General features: G+C 34.6%; 15 protein-coding genes. 2 read left to right on the plus strand and 13 right to left on the minus strand.

Annotated elements, in window-relative coordinates; all coding sequences use genetic code 11:
• Window positions 1–3: 3 nt before the first annotated feature.
• The 8 genes from dxs to LS70_RS04235 form a co-directional block, all read right to left on the minus strand.
• Window positions 4–1,869 carry a 1-deoxy-D-xylulose-5-phosphate synthase gene (dxs, locus tag LS70_RS04200; protein ID WP_052083337.1) on the minus strand — a complete coding sequence of 622 codons (1,866 nt, stop codon included), beginning with the start codon at window positions 1,867–1,869 and terminating at the stop codon, window positions 4–6.
• Entirely contained in the window at window positions 1,869–2,708 is an 840-nt protein-coding gene (gene fliH / locus LS70_RS04205; protein WP_034288200.1) for a flagellar assembly protein FliH, read from the minus strand. Before fliH ends, dxs begins: the two co-directional genes overlap by 1 nt.
• A complete protein-coding gene (gene fliG / locus LS70_RS04210; protein ID WP_034288203.1) occupies window positions 2,701–3,735 on the minus strand; it encodes a flagellar motor switch protein FliG in 1,035 nt (344 codons plus the stop codon). The genes fliH and fliG overlap by 8 nt, the downstream gene beginning before the upstream one ends.
• Window positions 3,735–5,453, minus strand: coding sequence for a flagellar basal-body MS-ring/collar protein FliF (gene fliF, locus LS70_RS04215; protein ID WP_034288205.1), 1,719 nt, complete (start codon window positions 5,451–5,453; stop codon window positions 3,735–3,737). Before fliF ends, fliG begins: the two co-directional genes overlap by 1 nt.
• 10 nt (window positions 5,454–5,463) lie before the next feature.
• Entirely contained in the window at window positions 5,464–6,567 is a 1,104-nt protein-coding gene (gene hisC, locus LS70_RS04220; RefSeq protein ID WP_034288208.1) for a histidinol-phosphate transaminase, read from the minus strand.
• A gap of 63 nt (window positions 6,568–6,630) precedes the next feature.
• On the minus strand, window positions 6,631–8,067 hold the full coding sequence (locus tag LS70_RS04225) for a hypothetical protein (protein WP_034288211.1): 1,437 nt from the start codon (window positions 8,065–8,067) through the stop codon (window positions 6,631–6,633).
• A gap of 43 nt (window positions 8,068–8,110) precedes the next feature.
• A complete protein-coding gene (locus tag LS70_RS04230) occupies window positions 8,111–8,815 on the minus strand; it encodes a polyphenol oxidase family protein (RefSeq protein WP_052083338.1) in 705 nt (234 codons plus the stop codon).
• Window positions 8,815–9,810, minus strand: a complete 996-nt coding sequence (locus tag LS70_RS04235) for a rod shape-determining protein (protein WP_034288214.1) — start codon at window positions 9,808–9,810, stop codon at window positions 8,815–8,817. Before LS70_RS04235 ends, LS70_RS04230 begins: the two co-directional genes overlap by 1 nt.
• Before the next feature lie 97 nt (window positions 9,811–9,907).
• Between LS70_RS04235 and LS70_RS04240 the strand changes: the two genes are divergently transcribed.
• Together LS70_RS04240 and LS70_RS04245 are read left to right on the plus strand one after the other, a co-directional pair.
• Window positions 9,908–11,122: a M48 family metallopeptidase gene (locus LS70_RS04240; RefSeq protein WP_034288217.1), complete on the plus strand. Its 1,215-nt coding sequence runs from the start codon at window positions 9,908–9,910 to the stop codon at window positions 11,120–11,122.
• A complete protein-coding gene (locus LS70_RS04245) occupies window positions 11,091–11,957 on the plus strand; it encodes a HemK/PrmC family methyltransferase (protein ID WP_236096440.1) in 867 nt (288 codons plus the stop codon). Before LS70_RS04240 ends, LS70_RS04245 begins: the two co-directional genes overlap by 32 nt.
• Here LS70_RS04245 and LS70_RS04250 read toward each other — a convergent pair.
• From LS70_RS04250 to rsmG, 5 genes are read right to left on the minus strand one after another with little or no spacing between them, the layout of a single operon-like run.
• On the minus strand, window positions 11,954–13,291 hold the full coding sequence (locus LS70_RS04250) for a type IV pili methyl-accepting chemotaxis transducer N-terminal domain-containing protein (RefSeq protein ID WP_034288220.1): 1,338 nt from the start codon (window positions 13,289–13,291) through the stop codon (window positions 11,954–11,956). The two genes, LS70_RS04245 and LS70_RS04250, sit on opposite strands and share 4 nt — an antisense overlap.
• Window positions 13,288–13,950 carry a Crp/Fnr family transcriptional regulator gene (locus tag LS70_RS04255; RefSeq protein WP_236096436.1) on the minus strand — a complete coding sequence of 221 codons (663 nt, stop codon included), beginning with the start codon at window positions 13,948–13,950 and terminating at the stop codon, window positions 13,288–13,290. The genes LS70_RS04250 and LS70_RS04255 overlap by 4 nt, the downstream gene beginning before the upstream one ends.
• The gene (locus LS70_RS04260) at window positions 13,937–14,320 is read right to left on the minus strand and encodes a hypothetical protein (RefSeq protein WP_034288223.1); all 384 of its coding nucleotides are present in this window, start codon (window positions 14,318–14,320) and stop codon (window positions 13,937–13,939) included. The genes LS70_RS04255 and LS70_RS04260 overlap by 14 nt, the downstream gene beginning before the upstream one ends.
• A complete protein-coding gene (locus LS70_RS04265; RefSeq protein ID WP_034288226.1) occupies window positions 14,314–14,517 on the minus strand; it encodes a PP0621 family protein in 204 nt (67 codons plus the stop codon). The genes LS70_RS04260 and LS70_RS04265 overlap by 7 nt, the downstream gene beginning before the upstream one ends.
• Window positions 14,511–15,074: a 16S rRNA (guanine(527)-N(7))-methyltransferase RsmG gene (rsmG, locus tag LS70_RS04270; protein WP_034288229.1), complete on the minus strand. Its 564-nt coding sequence runs from the start codon at window positions 15,072–15,074 to the stop codon at window positions 14,511–14,513. Before rsmG ends, LS70_RS04265 begins: the two co-directional genes overlap by 7 nt.
• Window positions 15,075–15,078: the final 4 nt, after the last annotated feature.

The raw sequence follows: 15,078 nt of genomic DNA on the forward strand, positions 1-15,078 counted from the left end.
CTTTTATAGGTATTTTAAAATTTGCTGTGTAAGCTGGTGTGTGGTAAATCCTAATTGTTCCTCTATGTCTTCTACTTTTCCATGCGGAATAAAGGAATCTTCAAATTCAAAAGAATGGATTTTAACTTTAAGGCAATGTTCTTGAGCAAATGCACTAAGAATATGTCCCACACCACCGATTTTTACGCTATCACTAAAGACAAACCAAGTAGAATGGGATTGCGCTAAATGCAATAGGGATTCCATATCTAAAGGCTTAATAAAACGCAAATCCACTAAAGTCGCGTTAATTCCTTTTTTTTCTAGCTCTAATAAGCATTGATATGCGCGTCCTACGCCATTACCATATCCAAGCAATAAGATTCCATTTTTATTTTCTTGTAGAATCTCTAATTTTCCATAAGTAAAAGGAGTGGCTTTAAATGTGTTTTCTAAAAGTTTAAATGCTTTTCTAGGATAGCGAAACGCGCATGGGCTGCTTGAAAAATCTTTTGCAAATTCCACTGCTAAAGATAGTGTTGCTAAATCGCGCGGTGCAAAGAGTGTGAAATTTGGAATCATATTTAAATAGCTAATATCAAAGATGCCTTGATGAGTTTCTCCATCTTCTCCTACGATTCCAGCGCGGTCAATCGCGAATTTCACCGGAGTTTTCATAATGCCAACATCGTGGATTAATTGGTCAAAGGCGCGTTGTAGAAATGTGGAATAAATCGCCACAAAAGGCTTAAGTCCTTCTTTTGCCAAAGAGCTTGCTTGCGTAGTGGCGTGTTGCTCGGCAATAGCAACATCCCAAAATCTATTAGGATATGCTTTTATGAGTTTGTCTAATCCTGTTCCACTAGGCATTGCAGCAGTGATTCCAACAACACTTGAATCTGTTTTTGCGCATTCTAATAGAGTTGCTGCGAAAACGGAAGTTGGAGATTCTGTGTTGCTTTTAGTAAGTGTCTTATCGCCTTTTGCTGGGTCAAAAGGGCTAACTCCATGCCATTGCTCTAAATGTCCTTCTGCTGGAGAATATCCTTTGCCTTTTAGGGTTTGCGCATGCACAATAATAGGTTTTTTTGTATTTTTAGCAAGCGTTAGAGCATCTATGATTTCTTTTAAATTGTGTCCATCAATTGGTCCAATGTATTCTAAGCCTAATTCTTCAAAGAGAATGCCCGGTGTGATTAGCTTTAAGGATTCTTCAAAACGTTTTGCAATATAAGTTGCATTTGGCATTTTATGAATCGCACTACCAATTCTATTTTTTATTCCTTGGACAAATTTTCCTGCAATAATTTGTGAGAGATATTTGCTAATCGCCCCGATTGGCTCAGCAATACTCATTTCATTATCATTTAGGATAATAACCATTGGATATTTGCGGTCTCCTAATTCATTGAGTGCTTCATAAGCTAAACCTGCACTCATCGCACCATCACCAATAAGAACAACAGGGATTTGTTTGCTTCCTTTTAAACCAAAGGCTTTTGCAGCACCAACTCCTAAAGAAATAGAAGTAGAGCTATGTCCGGCAATAAAGTAGTCTTGGTTGCTTTCACTTGGTTTTGTAAAACCGCTAATCCCGTCCTTTTGGCGCAGTGTTTCAAAGGAATCCCAACGACCAGTTAATAGCTTATGTGCATAGGCTTGATGGCTAACATCAAAGATAAATGGGTCTTTTGGAGAATCAAAAACGCAGTGCATACCAATGATGAGTTCTACTGCGCCAAGTGTTGAGCTAAGATGCCCCCCATTTTTAGAGACGACTTCTAAGATTCTTTCACGCATAAGTGTAGCAAGTTCATTTAAAGCAGTGAAGTCCTTTTCCTTTAGCTCTTTTGTATTTAGAATTTCTAAGTATTTTGAATCTAGTGGCATTATGCTTTATTCTCTAAAATTGATTTTTTCAAAGTTTCAAAGCGCACAAAAACATTGCCGTCAATATTTCCCTCACTACTTAAGATTACAACACCTCCTTTGGAAACAGCTTGGTCAGCTTCTAGTGTAACATTACTTAAGTCTTTTAGAGATTCCTTGAGTTCTTCTAAATCCTTAGGAGAAACTTTAAGTGTTACTTGTGTATTTTGAGCAATATCTTGCAAAAGAGTGCGCGCAAGAGCAGAAGCAATTTTTGCACTATTTGTGTTAATTTCTGTGGTTATCACTTCTTTTGCAATATCAAGCGCAATAGCACTTAACTCTTTTTCTAGGTCTAAAATATGATTTTTAGATTCTAAAATATTTGTATCAATGCGTTGAATACTTAGCGCATAAAGCTCTTTTTGACTGCTAATTTGTGCTTCTAACTCTTGTTTTGCTTGTTGATAACCTTCATTATATCCCTGCTCTTTTGCCTCGCTTTTAGCGGCACTGACTTTTTGTTCAATCTCGCGTTCTTGCTTGTCAAATTGTTCTTGAAGTTTCTGTAAAGATTCTGCTAATACATCACTTTTTTGTAAAATTTTATCCACCACTTCTGTTTCAAAAAGTTTCAATGCTGGAGCATCAATGTTAGGCTCATTTGATTTTGGTGGAGTTTCAACAGCTTGCATTGTTGGCTGCGGTGGTGCTATCTCTTCGCTCACTTGCGCTTCTGTATTGGCTTGTGGTTCAGCTTTTGCAACAACTTCCATAGTTCTAAAATTATATTTTTTAATATCATGCCTATCTTTGTGTTGTTCTGTAATGATATTTTCGTGTTCGTTAATATTATTCAATGGTATCCTCTTGTTCTCCAATTTGGACAATGCCTTGTTCAGAGAGAGATTGCACTGTTTCTACAATTCTACGTTGCGCAGCTTCTACATCTTTAACCTTTACCGCACCTAAAAACTGCATTTCCTCTAAGAATTGCTCACTTGCTCTTTGCGACATATTGGACATAAATTTTTGTTTTAATTCTTCAGGGGATGCCTTAAGGGCTAGAATTAAATCTTTTTTATCAATGATTTTTAGAATCTCTCTGATTGCATTATTATCAAGTTTTTCAATATCTTCAAAAGTAAACATCATTTCTTTAATAGCAACTGCAAGTTGGTCATCAATTTGTTCAATATACGCAATCGTTGCTTTTGCTGCCTTTTGCCCTAAGCGATTAAATACTTCTGCAACAGCACGGATTCCACCGACTTCAACTTTATAGCTTGTTAGAGATTCTAGTTTGTTTTCTAACACCGTTGAAACACGTTTGACAACATTTGGAGAAATATCTCCCAAGTTTGCCATACGAATCGCGATTTCTGCACGCAAATCATCAGAGAAAAAGTTTAATGTCTCTGCGGCATTTGTCGGGTCCATATGCGCTAGAATTAGAGCGATAGTTTGTGGGTGCTCATGGATAATAAAATCTGAAAGCTGTTGAGGGCGCACGCGTGAAAGATAAGCAAAGTTTTGGGAAGATTGCATAGACTTTGCAAGTTTATCCAAGACTTTCTTAGCAGCTTCAGGTCCAAGTGTGCGGTATAGTAACTCTTTTGCGTATTCAAAACCACCAGTAGAAATGAATTGATTAGATTGAAAAATTGCATAGAATTCTTCTAAGATTGCTCCAGCAATTACTTTATCAACACCAGAATTTTGGGCGATATATTTAGAGATTTCTGTAATAGAATCCAAATCTAAGTGTGAGAAAATTTCTCCTGTTAGCTCATCACCTAGCTGAACTAATAAAATAGCAATTTTTTCCGCCATTGAGAGATCGTCATATTGTGCTTGTTGGCGTGGGCTTAGTGTAATGGAAGGCATTAGCGTTTTCCTCCGCTCATGCTATCAAGTCCTAATTCATCATGCACTAGAGTTTGGAAGAGATTTGCAAGCTCTGCTGGTTTTTCCATAGCAATTTCCTTAATTTTTTCTAATAAGACATTATACTTAATTTCATCTTCATTTGAGCCACCAAATCCAAGTTGATCTTCAATTCTGCGGCGCATTTCATTGAGTCGGTCATCATTTTCTTCTTCATCTTCATCAATTTTAATAAGAGATTCCAACTCTTCTTCTTCATCGGGCTTTGCTTCAAGCATGCGTTCGCTAAATGGAACGATAACTTTTTTATAGAAGAAGAATAAAATTAAACCAACAACTGCATATTTTAGCAATGGCATAAAGGGTTCTAAAAGTTTAACTGATGCTTCTAAAAATCTCTCTAATGGAGTGCGTGCTTTAAAGCCAGATAATTGTCCATTGAGCTGAAAATTACTTACAGAAACTTCATCTCCTCTTGTTTCGTTGTAGCCAATAGCTTGACGCACAAGAGCAGAAATTTTTGACATATCGTCTTCATTTAATGCAATATATCTTAACTGCTCTACACCTTCTTCATTGAGTTCCCTTTCATAGCGTCCATCTACAACAACAGCGGCGGATAATCTGCGAATTGTGGCAAATTCTCCTTTGATGTTAGAAATAGTTTTACTGATTTCAAAATTTGTAGTGTTTTGTGTTTTTTCATATTTTTCTTTGATGTTATCATCTTCTAAACCTTGCACGGGACCAATGTTGCTGACAACTCCCGGAACACCTCCAATTTCTTTGGGGCGAAATCCCTCACGCTTTTCTTCTAAATCTTGGATACTGCGCACAACATTATTTGGGTCATAATATTCTTGCGTGCTTTCTTTTTGCGCAAAGTCAAATTCTGCTGTAACTTTTGCAACAACCCCTTCTCTTCCTCCTGCAATTGGAGAGAGAATATTAACAATTTTTTCTTCTAAAGCATGTTCAAAGTCTGTTTTGTAGCGGAGTTGAGCCACTGCAAGTTCTCTTGCGCCGCCTAATTCATCAAGCTCACTTAATGGCTCACCTTTTTCATTCACAACTTCTACATTTTGAATGGTAAGATTTGGAACAGCCGAAGAAACAATATTTTTAATCCCTGAAATTTGCTTTGGCGTTAGTGTTTGTGCTGGTCTAAAGACAAGAACGACAGAAGCTGTTGGCGGTGTTTGCTCGCTCACAAACACGGTTTTTTCAGGTTGGGCTAAATGCACGGTTGCTTTTTGAATTGGGGCTAGGCTTTCAATCGTGCGCGCTAATTCTCCTTCAATAGCGCGCAAATATTTAATACGTTGGTCAAAATCTGTTGCCCCAAAATCTTTTGTATCAAAAATTTCAAAACCAATCTTGCTACTTTTTGGGATTCCATTACTTGCAAGCTTCATTCTTTGTTCATAGACAAATTCTTGGGGGATTAGAATCGTATTATCTTTTGGGATTCTATAAGGAATCTTGTCTTGTTGGAGTTGCTGAATAATAAGTGCGCCATCATCTGGAGAAACGCCTTCGAATAAAACTGCATATCCGGGATATAAGACTCCAGCTCTGTTATTAACAGAATTCCATACAATAAGACCAGAAATAAAGCCGACAACAACAACAACGGTTGCTAAAATAACAATTTTTTGCTTTTTATTTAGCTTCTTATAAAGACTTCTAATTTGTTCAAATAATGCTTTTAAATCCAAAATCTAACGCCTATTTTTGATTGAGATATGTATTAAATAATGCAAAGAATTTTTCATTTTGTTCTTTTGTCCCAATAGTGATACGAATCGCATTTAAGCCATAGCTTGCAAGATTCCTAATAATCATTCCTTTTTGTAACAAATAGTCTGCAACTTTGGTAGAATCTAGCGGTGCTTTGAAATAATAAGTGATGAAATTTGTATAGCTTGGCGTGAAGTCAAAGCCATTTTCTTTTGCAAAATTTTCAAATAAAGGCATTTGTGCTAAGTTATTTTCTACGCTTTTTTTGATGTGTTCTTTGTCTTCTAATGCTGCAATGGCTGCTGCAAGTGATGGTGTTGTAATATTAAAAGGAGGACGCAGTTTAGAAAGTGCTTGGATAATTTCTGCATTTGCGATTCCATATCCTACGCGCATTCCACCTAATCCATAAGCTTTGGAAAAAGTGCCCAAATAAATTGCATTGGGGAAAGTATTGATTAGCTCTTTTGGTTGGATTGCTTTGCTTAAATCCTTAGCCTTAGCATATTCTTGATACGCCCCATCAATCACAATCAGGCAATTTTTATCAACTTGTTTTAAAAACTCAAAAGTCTCTTTGGAGTCCAAACATTCTCCTAAAGGATTATTAGGAATACAAAGGAATAGAATCTCTGGTTTATGCTGTTTGTAGGATTCTAAAAATTCTGTTAGATTATGCTCATGGCTCTTCGTGCGAACCACTTCTGCCCCAACAGCTTTGGCATAAACTTCATACATTGCAAAAGTCGTCTTTGCCATTAAAATTTTGCTTTTTTCATTCGCTTTTGCGTGAATGCAAAACTCAATGATTTGGTCGCTTCCAGAGCCGATAATTAAGGTATTTTTATCCACATCAAAATGTTTAGCGAGACTTTCTTTTAAAGCAAACATAGAATCATCAGGATATAAATGTGCATTTTGTGCATTTTTAATGATTGCTTCAATAGCTTTTGGACTAGCACCTAATGGGTTTTCGTTAGAAGCTAGTTTAACTACTGCGTCTTCTGCGATTCCATATTCTCTTACAACAAGCTCAATTGGACGTCCTGTCTCATAAGTCTTGATGGAATCTAAAGTTGAATTAAAAGTCATTTATAAACCCCAGCACAAAAATAATTTGCTATTGTAGCAAAAAATAACCTAAAAGCACAAAAACTATAAAATCATTCGCATCATATCAATAAATTGGTCGATATTTCCTTGTGTAACATAATAATCTATACCTTGCTCTCTAACTTCTGCAAGTATCGTGCCATTGATATTTTTAGGCATAATTGCACAAAATTTAGGAACACAAGAAGCTTCTCTAAAAACTTCAAGGTATTTTTGCATAAAATTTATAACATTCATTTCACACACTTCCCATTCCATAACAATAACATGATAATCCATTGGATTTGAAATGCTTAAATGGTTATGGGGGTCATTAGAAGTTGTGATTTGTAAATCACTATCAAAATTTCTTAAATATTCTTTATAACGCTTGCTATCATCTTTGGAACTTTGGATTAAGAGAATGTTTTTTTTAGAAAATGCTTCAAGGTATTTTAAAAGGTCAAAAAGTTTTTTTGTTTCATTGCGGATTTTGTTGCGGTCTAAGCTATGTAAAAAGTATTTTAGAAATGTTTTTGAGCTATAAGTTCCAGTGATTCCAGCTTTGATAAAGAATCTTCTAACACTTAAACTACGTTTTGCTCTTTGCCAAAGAAGCGCGTCTAAATCGTAAGCTTTTGCGTTTAAAAGCTTTATAAAATCCTTCTTGAGTTCATTTGTTAGCGGAAGATAATTTTTTAAAAATTCTTCAAAAAATTGTTCAGAGAACTCATCTCTTACTTTTGTAGCTTTGGCAAGCTTATCTTTTTGTTCAGAGAGATAGTGGAGCAAATCTACATAACGTTTGCGGATTTTTTTGAGATTAATTAAAGCTTGCGCATAAGAAGCACTGCGCGTATCGTTGCGTTTTGAAAATTGTTCTTCCATATTTTTTAGTGTAGTTCCTAAGGTAGATTGCTGAATGGTCGCGCTTTTGATAATAGATTGTGTGCTTTCAATGAGTTCTTCCATTTTGACAAATTCTATTTGACGTGTTAAAAAGATTTTTTCATAAGAATATTGTGGAGGGTAAGAGACTTTTTTCGTAAAGGATTCGTATTCTCTATCTAATGCACCAAGCTCTGATTTTAAGTTTGTTAATGCAGTATTTGAAATGGTGCTATCTAGTTCAAAAAGGTCATTATAAGCAGTAAATAAAAAGCGTTTAATGCGTAAAAAATCTAAGTCTTTTTTGGAGTTAATCTCTTTTTCATAACGTTTAATTAAGTTTTCAACACCACCAAAATAATCATAAATACAATCTTTAATACTACGTGTTTGGCGGATAACAAAGGATTGATTAGGATTTTTTTTGGGGCGCACGACATTGACACGAGTTTTATCATCACTGAGTTCAAATTCTACTTCTAAATTAGGGGAAATCTCTTTAAAATCTGCATCCCATACACTTAAATCAAACTCAAACCTACGCTTATTGTGCGCTTGTTCAATCAAACCACGTTTCGCTTGTGCGTTTAGTCCGATTAAATAACCAGTCATTCCTTAAACCCTTAAAAGCCTAAACATTTTGTTAAAAGCTGTATTATACCAAATATGCAAAAAGAGCAAAACGCCCACAATTACAATCACGCCGATAAGAGAAAAAAGTTTTATTACAACAAGTGCATTGTGGTGCAATAGTGTGGTTTGTAAGATTATAGGATTCTAATTGTGCGCGGATAACTGCTATTAAATCTAAATAAATTTTCCCATTGCGAATAATCTTGCCACAATCTAAAGTGGAATCGCTAAAGACATCATTTTGCACTTCATAGCAACAAGCGCGGATTGAAGGACCAATATAGATAAAAAGATTTTGTAAATTTGTATGAAAATCTTTTTGTAGTAAATCTAGCGCGTTATGTAAGATTCCTTTTTGTAATCCAACGCGCCCCCCGTGTAAAAGCATAAGAATCTTTTGTTTGGAATCAAAGAGCAAAATAGGGTTGCAATCTGCAACCATAATCATTCCAATGATTCCTTTTTGTGTGATTAAGATTCCATCTCCATCTCCTAAAAACCCGCCATTTTTAGCATTTAAAATTATATTTCCATGGATTTGGTTTAGATAAGCAAGGTTTGAGAGATGAAAAGGGGAAATTAATGTGCTGCGATTCTTTAGGATTGTATCTTTGGAATCTTTGCCGGCGTGAAAAGCAATATTATTAGGATAATGGCTTAAAAACGCGCAGATGCCATTTGGCGTATGAATCTGCGTTTTTTCTATATTTGATGGAGGGGTTTGCATTATAACCCTTGTTCATAGTCTGCGTAATTTTGCATAATTAAACATACACCTTTTGAAATGTCTAACAATGGATTTGGCGAGAGATGAATAGCGATTTTTAATTCTTCTTCTAAAAATTCTTTTAAGCCTTGCATTAACGCTAATCCTCCTGTTAGTGTAGCACCATCTTCAATTAAATCTGGTGCAATTTGTGGAGGAGCTTCATGGATTGCTTCTAAAATTGTGCGTTTTATTCTCTCCATACTATTTAAAAGCAAATTTTTAAAATCATTTAATTGTAATTCATAGGCAATAGGCATTCCATTGACGAGATTTTTTGCGCCAACATTAATACTTTGATTATCAGAAAATATATTAATGCTATGTTTAATAGTGTTTGCGACATCTTTGCTAATGCCAATATTTTTATTATGACGACAAAACTCCATAATTGCATAATCTATAAAATCTCCAGCTTCTTTTGTATAAGCACTTGTTACAAGTCCTCCTAAAGAAATAATGCTTGCTTCAACTAAACCTCCTCCTGCATCAATAATCATTTTTGCGCGTGATGTGCTAATATCAAGCCCAACGCCTGCACTTGCACTAAATGGGTCTTCAATAAGTAAGACTTCTTTTGCTCCTGCAAGCATTGTTGCTTCATGAAGTGAGTGGCGTTCTACTTGTGTTAAGTTTTGGGGAATACTAATACCAACTTTGGGAGCAAAAGAACCTGTTTTACCTTTTTCAATAAGTGCTTGCATAAAGATTTTTGTTGTTTCAAAATCGCTAATTGCACCATTTAAAATAGGGTTAATTACACTAATTTCTTGTGGTGTGCGTCCTAACATTTTCTTTGCATTGTTGCCAATTGCTAAAGTGCGCGTGTTGCCATATTTGTTTTCTAATGCAATACATGTTGCTTCACAGAATAATACATCATCTGTATTGTTGCGCACGATAGTATTGACTGTCCCTAAATCCACTGCAATATCATTTCTTTCAAAAAGTGCCATAGTATCCCAACATAATTTTTAACAAATTATACAATGTAAATCATAAATTTTACGCGCTTTTGTTATAATGCAGGCAAGTTTTTTTCAAGGTTTTTAAATGATTGTTTTTATTTGCTACGCATTTGTTTTGAGTTTTCCAAAATTAGTTTTATCAATGCTTCAGCTTGGCTTTTTAAAGCAAGAAAGCGCAAAAGAGCCTTATATTTTAGAGAAAGATAAGTTTTTACAAGCCGCAAATTATGCAATTTTGCGCGAGAAATTAAGCATTATAAATACGTTTTTAGATTTGCTTTTAGTGGGGTTTTGGTTGTTGTTTGGATTTAGTGCATTAGAGAATGCTTTGGATTTATCACCTTTGGTAAAGTCTGTCATATTTGTGCTTGTGTTTTTGGGGGTGCAATCTTTAGTGCATTTACCGCTTGAAGCTTATCAAATTTTGGTGATTGATAAGAAATTTGGTTTTGCAAAAGGTGGGGTAAAATTATTTTTGGCAGATACTTTAAAGTCTTTTGCAATACTTTTTATTGTAGGTGGAATCTTAATTTTTGCATTTAGTTGGATTATTGTAAATGTGGAGAGTTGGGAGTTATACGCGTTTATTTTAGGGGCAGTTTTGATTGTAAGTTTAAATGTATTGTATCCAACTGTGATTGCGCCTTTGTTTAATAAATTTTCCCCTTTAGATAATGTGGAGTTAAAAGAAGCGATTAATGCTTTACTTGCGCGTGTTGGTTTTAAAAGTGAAGGAGTGTTTGTGATGGACGCATCTAAGCGCGATGGAAGATTAAATGCGTATTTTGCAGGACTTGGCAAAGCAAAACGTGTGATTTTATTTGATACACTTTTAGATAAGATTCCGCGCGATTCACTCTTAGCGGTGCTTGGACATGAGCTTGGACATTTTAAACATCACGATATTTATAAAATGATGGCTTTGATTCTTGGTTTTTTTGCACTTCTTGTATTTTTTGTCGCAAATATGCCTGAAGCACTCTTTCAAAGTGCACATTTAGAAATAAGTGCGCATGCAAGCATTGTTTTTTTATTGATTTTAAGTGCGCCTTTTGGTTTTTATTTTATGTTGCTTGTGAATTTTTTAAGTTGTAAAAATGAATTTAATGCGGATAAATTTGGGGCAAGTTTAACGACTAAAGAAGCTTTAGCAAGTGCCTTGCTTGTGCTTGTTAAAGAGAATAATTCCTTTCCTTTAAGCCACCCTTTGTATATGCGTTTTTATTATAGTCATCCCCCTTTAATGGCAAGGTTGCTTGCGCTTGATTGTGGGCATTTGGGCAAAAATGGAATCGCATAATACGATTAAAGAGTTGCTAGATGAAGCAGTGTGCGCTCTAGGAGAGAGTGGAATAGAGCGCGCAAGATTAGAAGCAGAGATTCTACTTGGTTTCGTGCTAGATTATAATAGGGTTGAGTTGCATTGTCGCTATGATGAAAATGTGCATCCTTTTTATGCGGAATCCTTTTGGCGTCTTATTAAACGTAGGCGTTTGCATGAGCCTATTGAATATTTAGTGGAGAAAGTTAGTTTTTATGGGGAGGAATTTTATATTTCTCATGGTGCATTGATTCCGCGTCCTGAAACAGAGATTTTAATAGATAAAGCCTTAGAGATTATCACACAAAAGGGGTGCAAAAATATTGTTGAAATTGGCGTAGGGAGTGGGGCAATTAGCATTATGCTGTCTTTTTTGAAAAAAGATTCCACATTGTGTTTGCATGCAAGTGATATTTCTCCTGAAGCATTGTTTAATGCTTATGTGAATAAGATTAAATTTAATGCAAAGAATTTAGAATTGCACCATAGTTCTTATTTGGATTTTAATACAAAGCTTAGGCTTAAATTTGATGTTTTAATCGCAAATCCCCCTTATATTAAAAATGGAGAAAAGCTTCCTAAATCTCTTGGATTTGAACCTAAAAAAGCACTTTATGCTGGGGAAGTGGGAGATGAAATGCTTTTGCATATTATTGATTTGGCTTTTTTGCATAAGATTCCTTATGCGCTGTGCGAAATGGGTTATAATCAAAGAGAGAGTATTAAAGCGCATTTAGAAAAAATCCCGCATAAGTCTTTAGAGTTTTACAAAGATTTAGCGGGGCTAGACCGTGGTTTTGTGATTAGCTTTTAGGTGTATTCTTCAATTTCTTTTAGAATAATATGCAGTTTTTCAATAAGCTTTGCAGCGACAATAAGTTGTTCGCTAGATTGGATAGCAATATCCTCACCTAGATTAATGGCATTTTCAATATTTTGACGTTTGGAATCGCTAATTTGTGCATGAGAGAGCTTACTGCGAATCTCATCGCTAATCTTAGCGATTTCTTCACTAATAATTTCACTTAAATAAATAGTTTGATTGGAAGTTTCTTTTGTGCGCTCAATTTGCTGAATGAAACGTGAAAGATTTTGGGAAGCTTGCGAGAGTTCGCTTTCTCCTTCTAGTTGAATTGCTTGTGCGAGATTTGTTTTAAGTTTTCCGCTTGCTAGAAGCTGTGTTTTATCGACAAAGCATTTTAGGATTCCATGAATTTTTAATAAGTGATAGATAGAATAAAGTGCTAATAAAAGCATAATGCAAGCAGCAGCATATTGGAATTTTTCTAAATAAGTGTGTGAGTGAATAGAAAGGTCGGAATAGAGATTAACTAACCAGTCAATTTCATTTAAAATTTCTGTATTTTGTTGGGAGATTTTGCGTAAGTTTGCGACAACAATATCTTGTGTTTCTAGGATTCCATTGATGTGCTTTGAGTATTCCTGCCAAAACTTATAAGCAGTATTAATAGTTTTTGCAAGTTGTGGATTTTTTTGGTATTGTTTATTGTGATAAAAATCTGTGATAATCGTATCATATAGCTTATAACTTTCTTTGAACTCTTTATAAGCGTAATCTTCCCAGTTGTTAATATAACGTATTAGCAAATATGCCATTCTTTGGCTAAGCATTCTTTGGCGTCCAGAATCATCAATTAATTGCGCAGGCATATTTGCAGCGACCATTGCTTTAACGATTTTGTCAGAGAGTTTTAACAGAGTTAAATTATTAGTGTATAAAAATTCTCTATCACTATAAAGCTTGCTTGCTTCTTGTTTGAAATACTCTACATAAGTTTTAAAATCATTCCATTCTTTGGCAATAACATCAAGCTTAGCAACAATAATTGTTTTGTTAGGGGGATTAATATTGCGTTTAGAATCTCCAAAGCGTAAAATATGTAAATTTTGTTCAAATTCATTTATTGCTTGATTGAGCGTTGTATAGTCTTTGCTATTTTGTGTGCTAATGATAAAAATCTCTTTTGTAATTTTTTGTGTTAGCATACGTTGTTTTCCTGCAATATTAATAATATGACCATCTTGAAGACTATTTTGGTTGATTAAAATTACAGAAAAAATCATTACTGCTACACATAGGGTTGTAAGGATTCCAAGAGCAATAAGACGTGTTACGATTTTTGTCATTTTAATTCCTGTTTGAAAATTTGTTGGAGTTTTTTTCTATCTTTAATTTGAATTTTTCCTTGCGAGTCTGTGGTTAGAATCGCATCACGATGCAGTTTTTTAAGGATTCTTGAGAGTGTTTCTGGCTGAATGTTTAAAATGGCTGCATTTTCTTGTTTTTTGCGCGCGTTAAAAAGCTCAAGTTGGTGAAAAAGCGCATAAGCAAGCTTTGCGGTGCTATCAAAGATAAGTTCTTTTTGGATTACTTCAGCAAATAATTGGAGTTTGTTTGAAGTTGCTTTAAAAAAGAGTTCTAAGATTTCTGCATTTTGTTTTAGAAGAAGGTTTAATTTTTTGCCATCAAAGCATGCAATATAGGAATCTTGTATGCACTCAATATTGCAAAAAGAAGTAAAAGTGTCGCATTGTATTTGAAAATCTAGCAATAAACCATTATTTAGGATTCCTAAAAAGACTTCATTATCAAAACGTCCGACTTTATAAAGTTTGACCGAACCTTGTAAGAGAAAATAAAGAGAATTGCAACAATCTTCTTCATAAAGGATAATTTCTTTTGGCTTAAAAAGTTTTAATGTGGTGATTTGTAGAAGTTCTTGAACGCTATGCGCACTTAGGGTGTCAAAGGGGGCAAAGGAATCCAAAGGGCTAAATGCTTGCAAAGATAACTCCATCGATTCCATAATTTGCAGTAGATTCAATCGCATTTTCATCTTGAATGCAAAAAAGGATTTTTGTATCAAAAAGATAAATTTCTGCAAGTTTTTGTAAAGTGCTTGCAAATGTTAAGTCTTTTGTGAGCAAAAAGCGCGCATTGAGATTGACTAATAGCAAGGCTTCTTTGATATTAGTAGGAATCACGCTAAAGCTTACACGATTTTCTTTGCAAAAATTTGCTAGATTTAAAAGCTCTTCAAAACTTTGGCATTGCAGGATTAAAAAATCACTAGGCAGAGAATTTTCAATTGCATTTTTGGAGCTTACAATTCTAAGATTTAAAGGGCTAATTAGCGGGTGATTTAAAATTAGCATTTTGCGCATTCCTTTGAGCAGTAATATTTACCATCTTGAATGATTGCTTCTTCGCTTGAAACATAGATTCCACAAGTGTTGCATTCTAACATAATGGAATCTTTTTTATGTTCTTTTTTTTGGCTCTCTTTTGGTTTTCTAAAAAAGAAAAAATAAATTCCAAAAATACAGAGTGCAAATATTATCCATTTTAACATAAAATATCCTTTCCATTAATGACAATATATTGTAAAAGATTTTGGCTGAAACGTGAATATTTTAAGCCATTTGGAATCTCATTATCTACATTTGAGCCTTTATAAAGGAGTAATAATGTCTCTTCTTTGATACAATGTTTGCATTTTTCTAGGAGTGTTGCAAGTGAAAATGTAGCACGGGAAGTGATGAGGTCTGGCAAAATAGGGAGATTTAGAGATTCTATTTTTTTGCGCTGAATACTTAGATTTTCAAGCTTTAAACTTGCTTTGACATTTTGTAAAAATGCAGCTTTTTTTGCATTTGGCTCACACAGGATTGTTGGAATCTTAAGCGCAATGTGCATAGGGATTGCTGGGAATCCATTACCGCTACCAATATCAAGCAATAGATGCTTTTTGCTAAAATCAATTTTTTGCAAAGGAAATAAAGAATCTTCAATATTTTTTTGAATATGATTTGTATCTTTTGCGCCACTTAAACTATGGATAGTGTTCCATTGATGAAGCATAATTTTGTAGGATTTTAAAAGTTCTAATTGTGTGGAATCTAAAGACATTTGT

The sequence above is a fragment of the Helicobacter sp. MIT 11-5569 genome, from assembly GCF_000765695.2.
Lineage (GTDB): Bacteria > Campylobacterota > Campylobacteria > Campylobacterales > Helicobacteraceae > Helicobacter_D.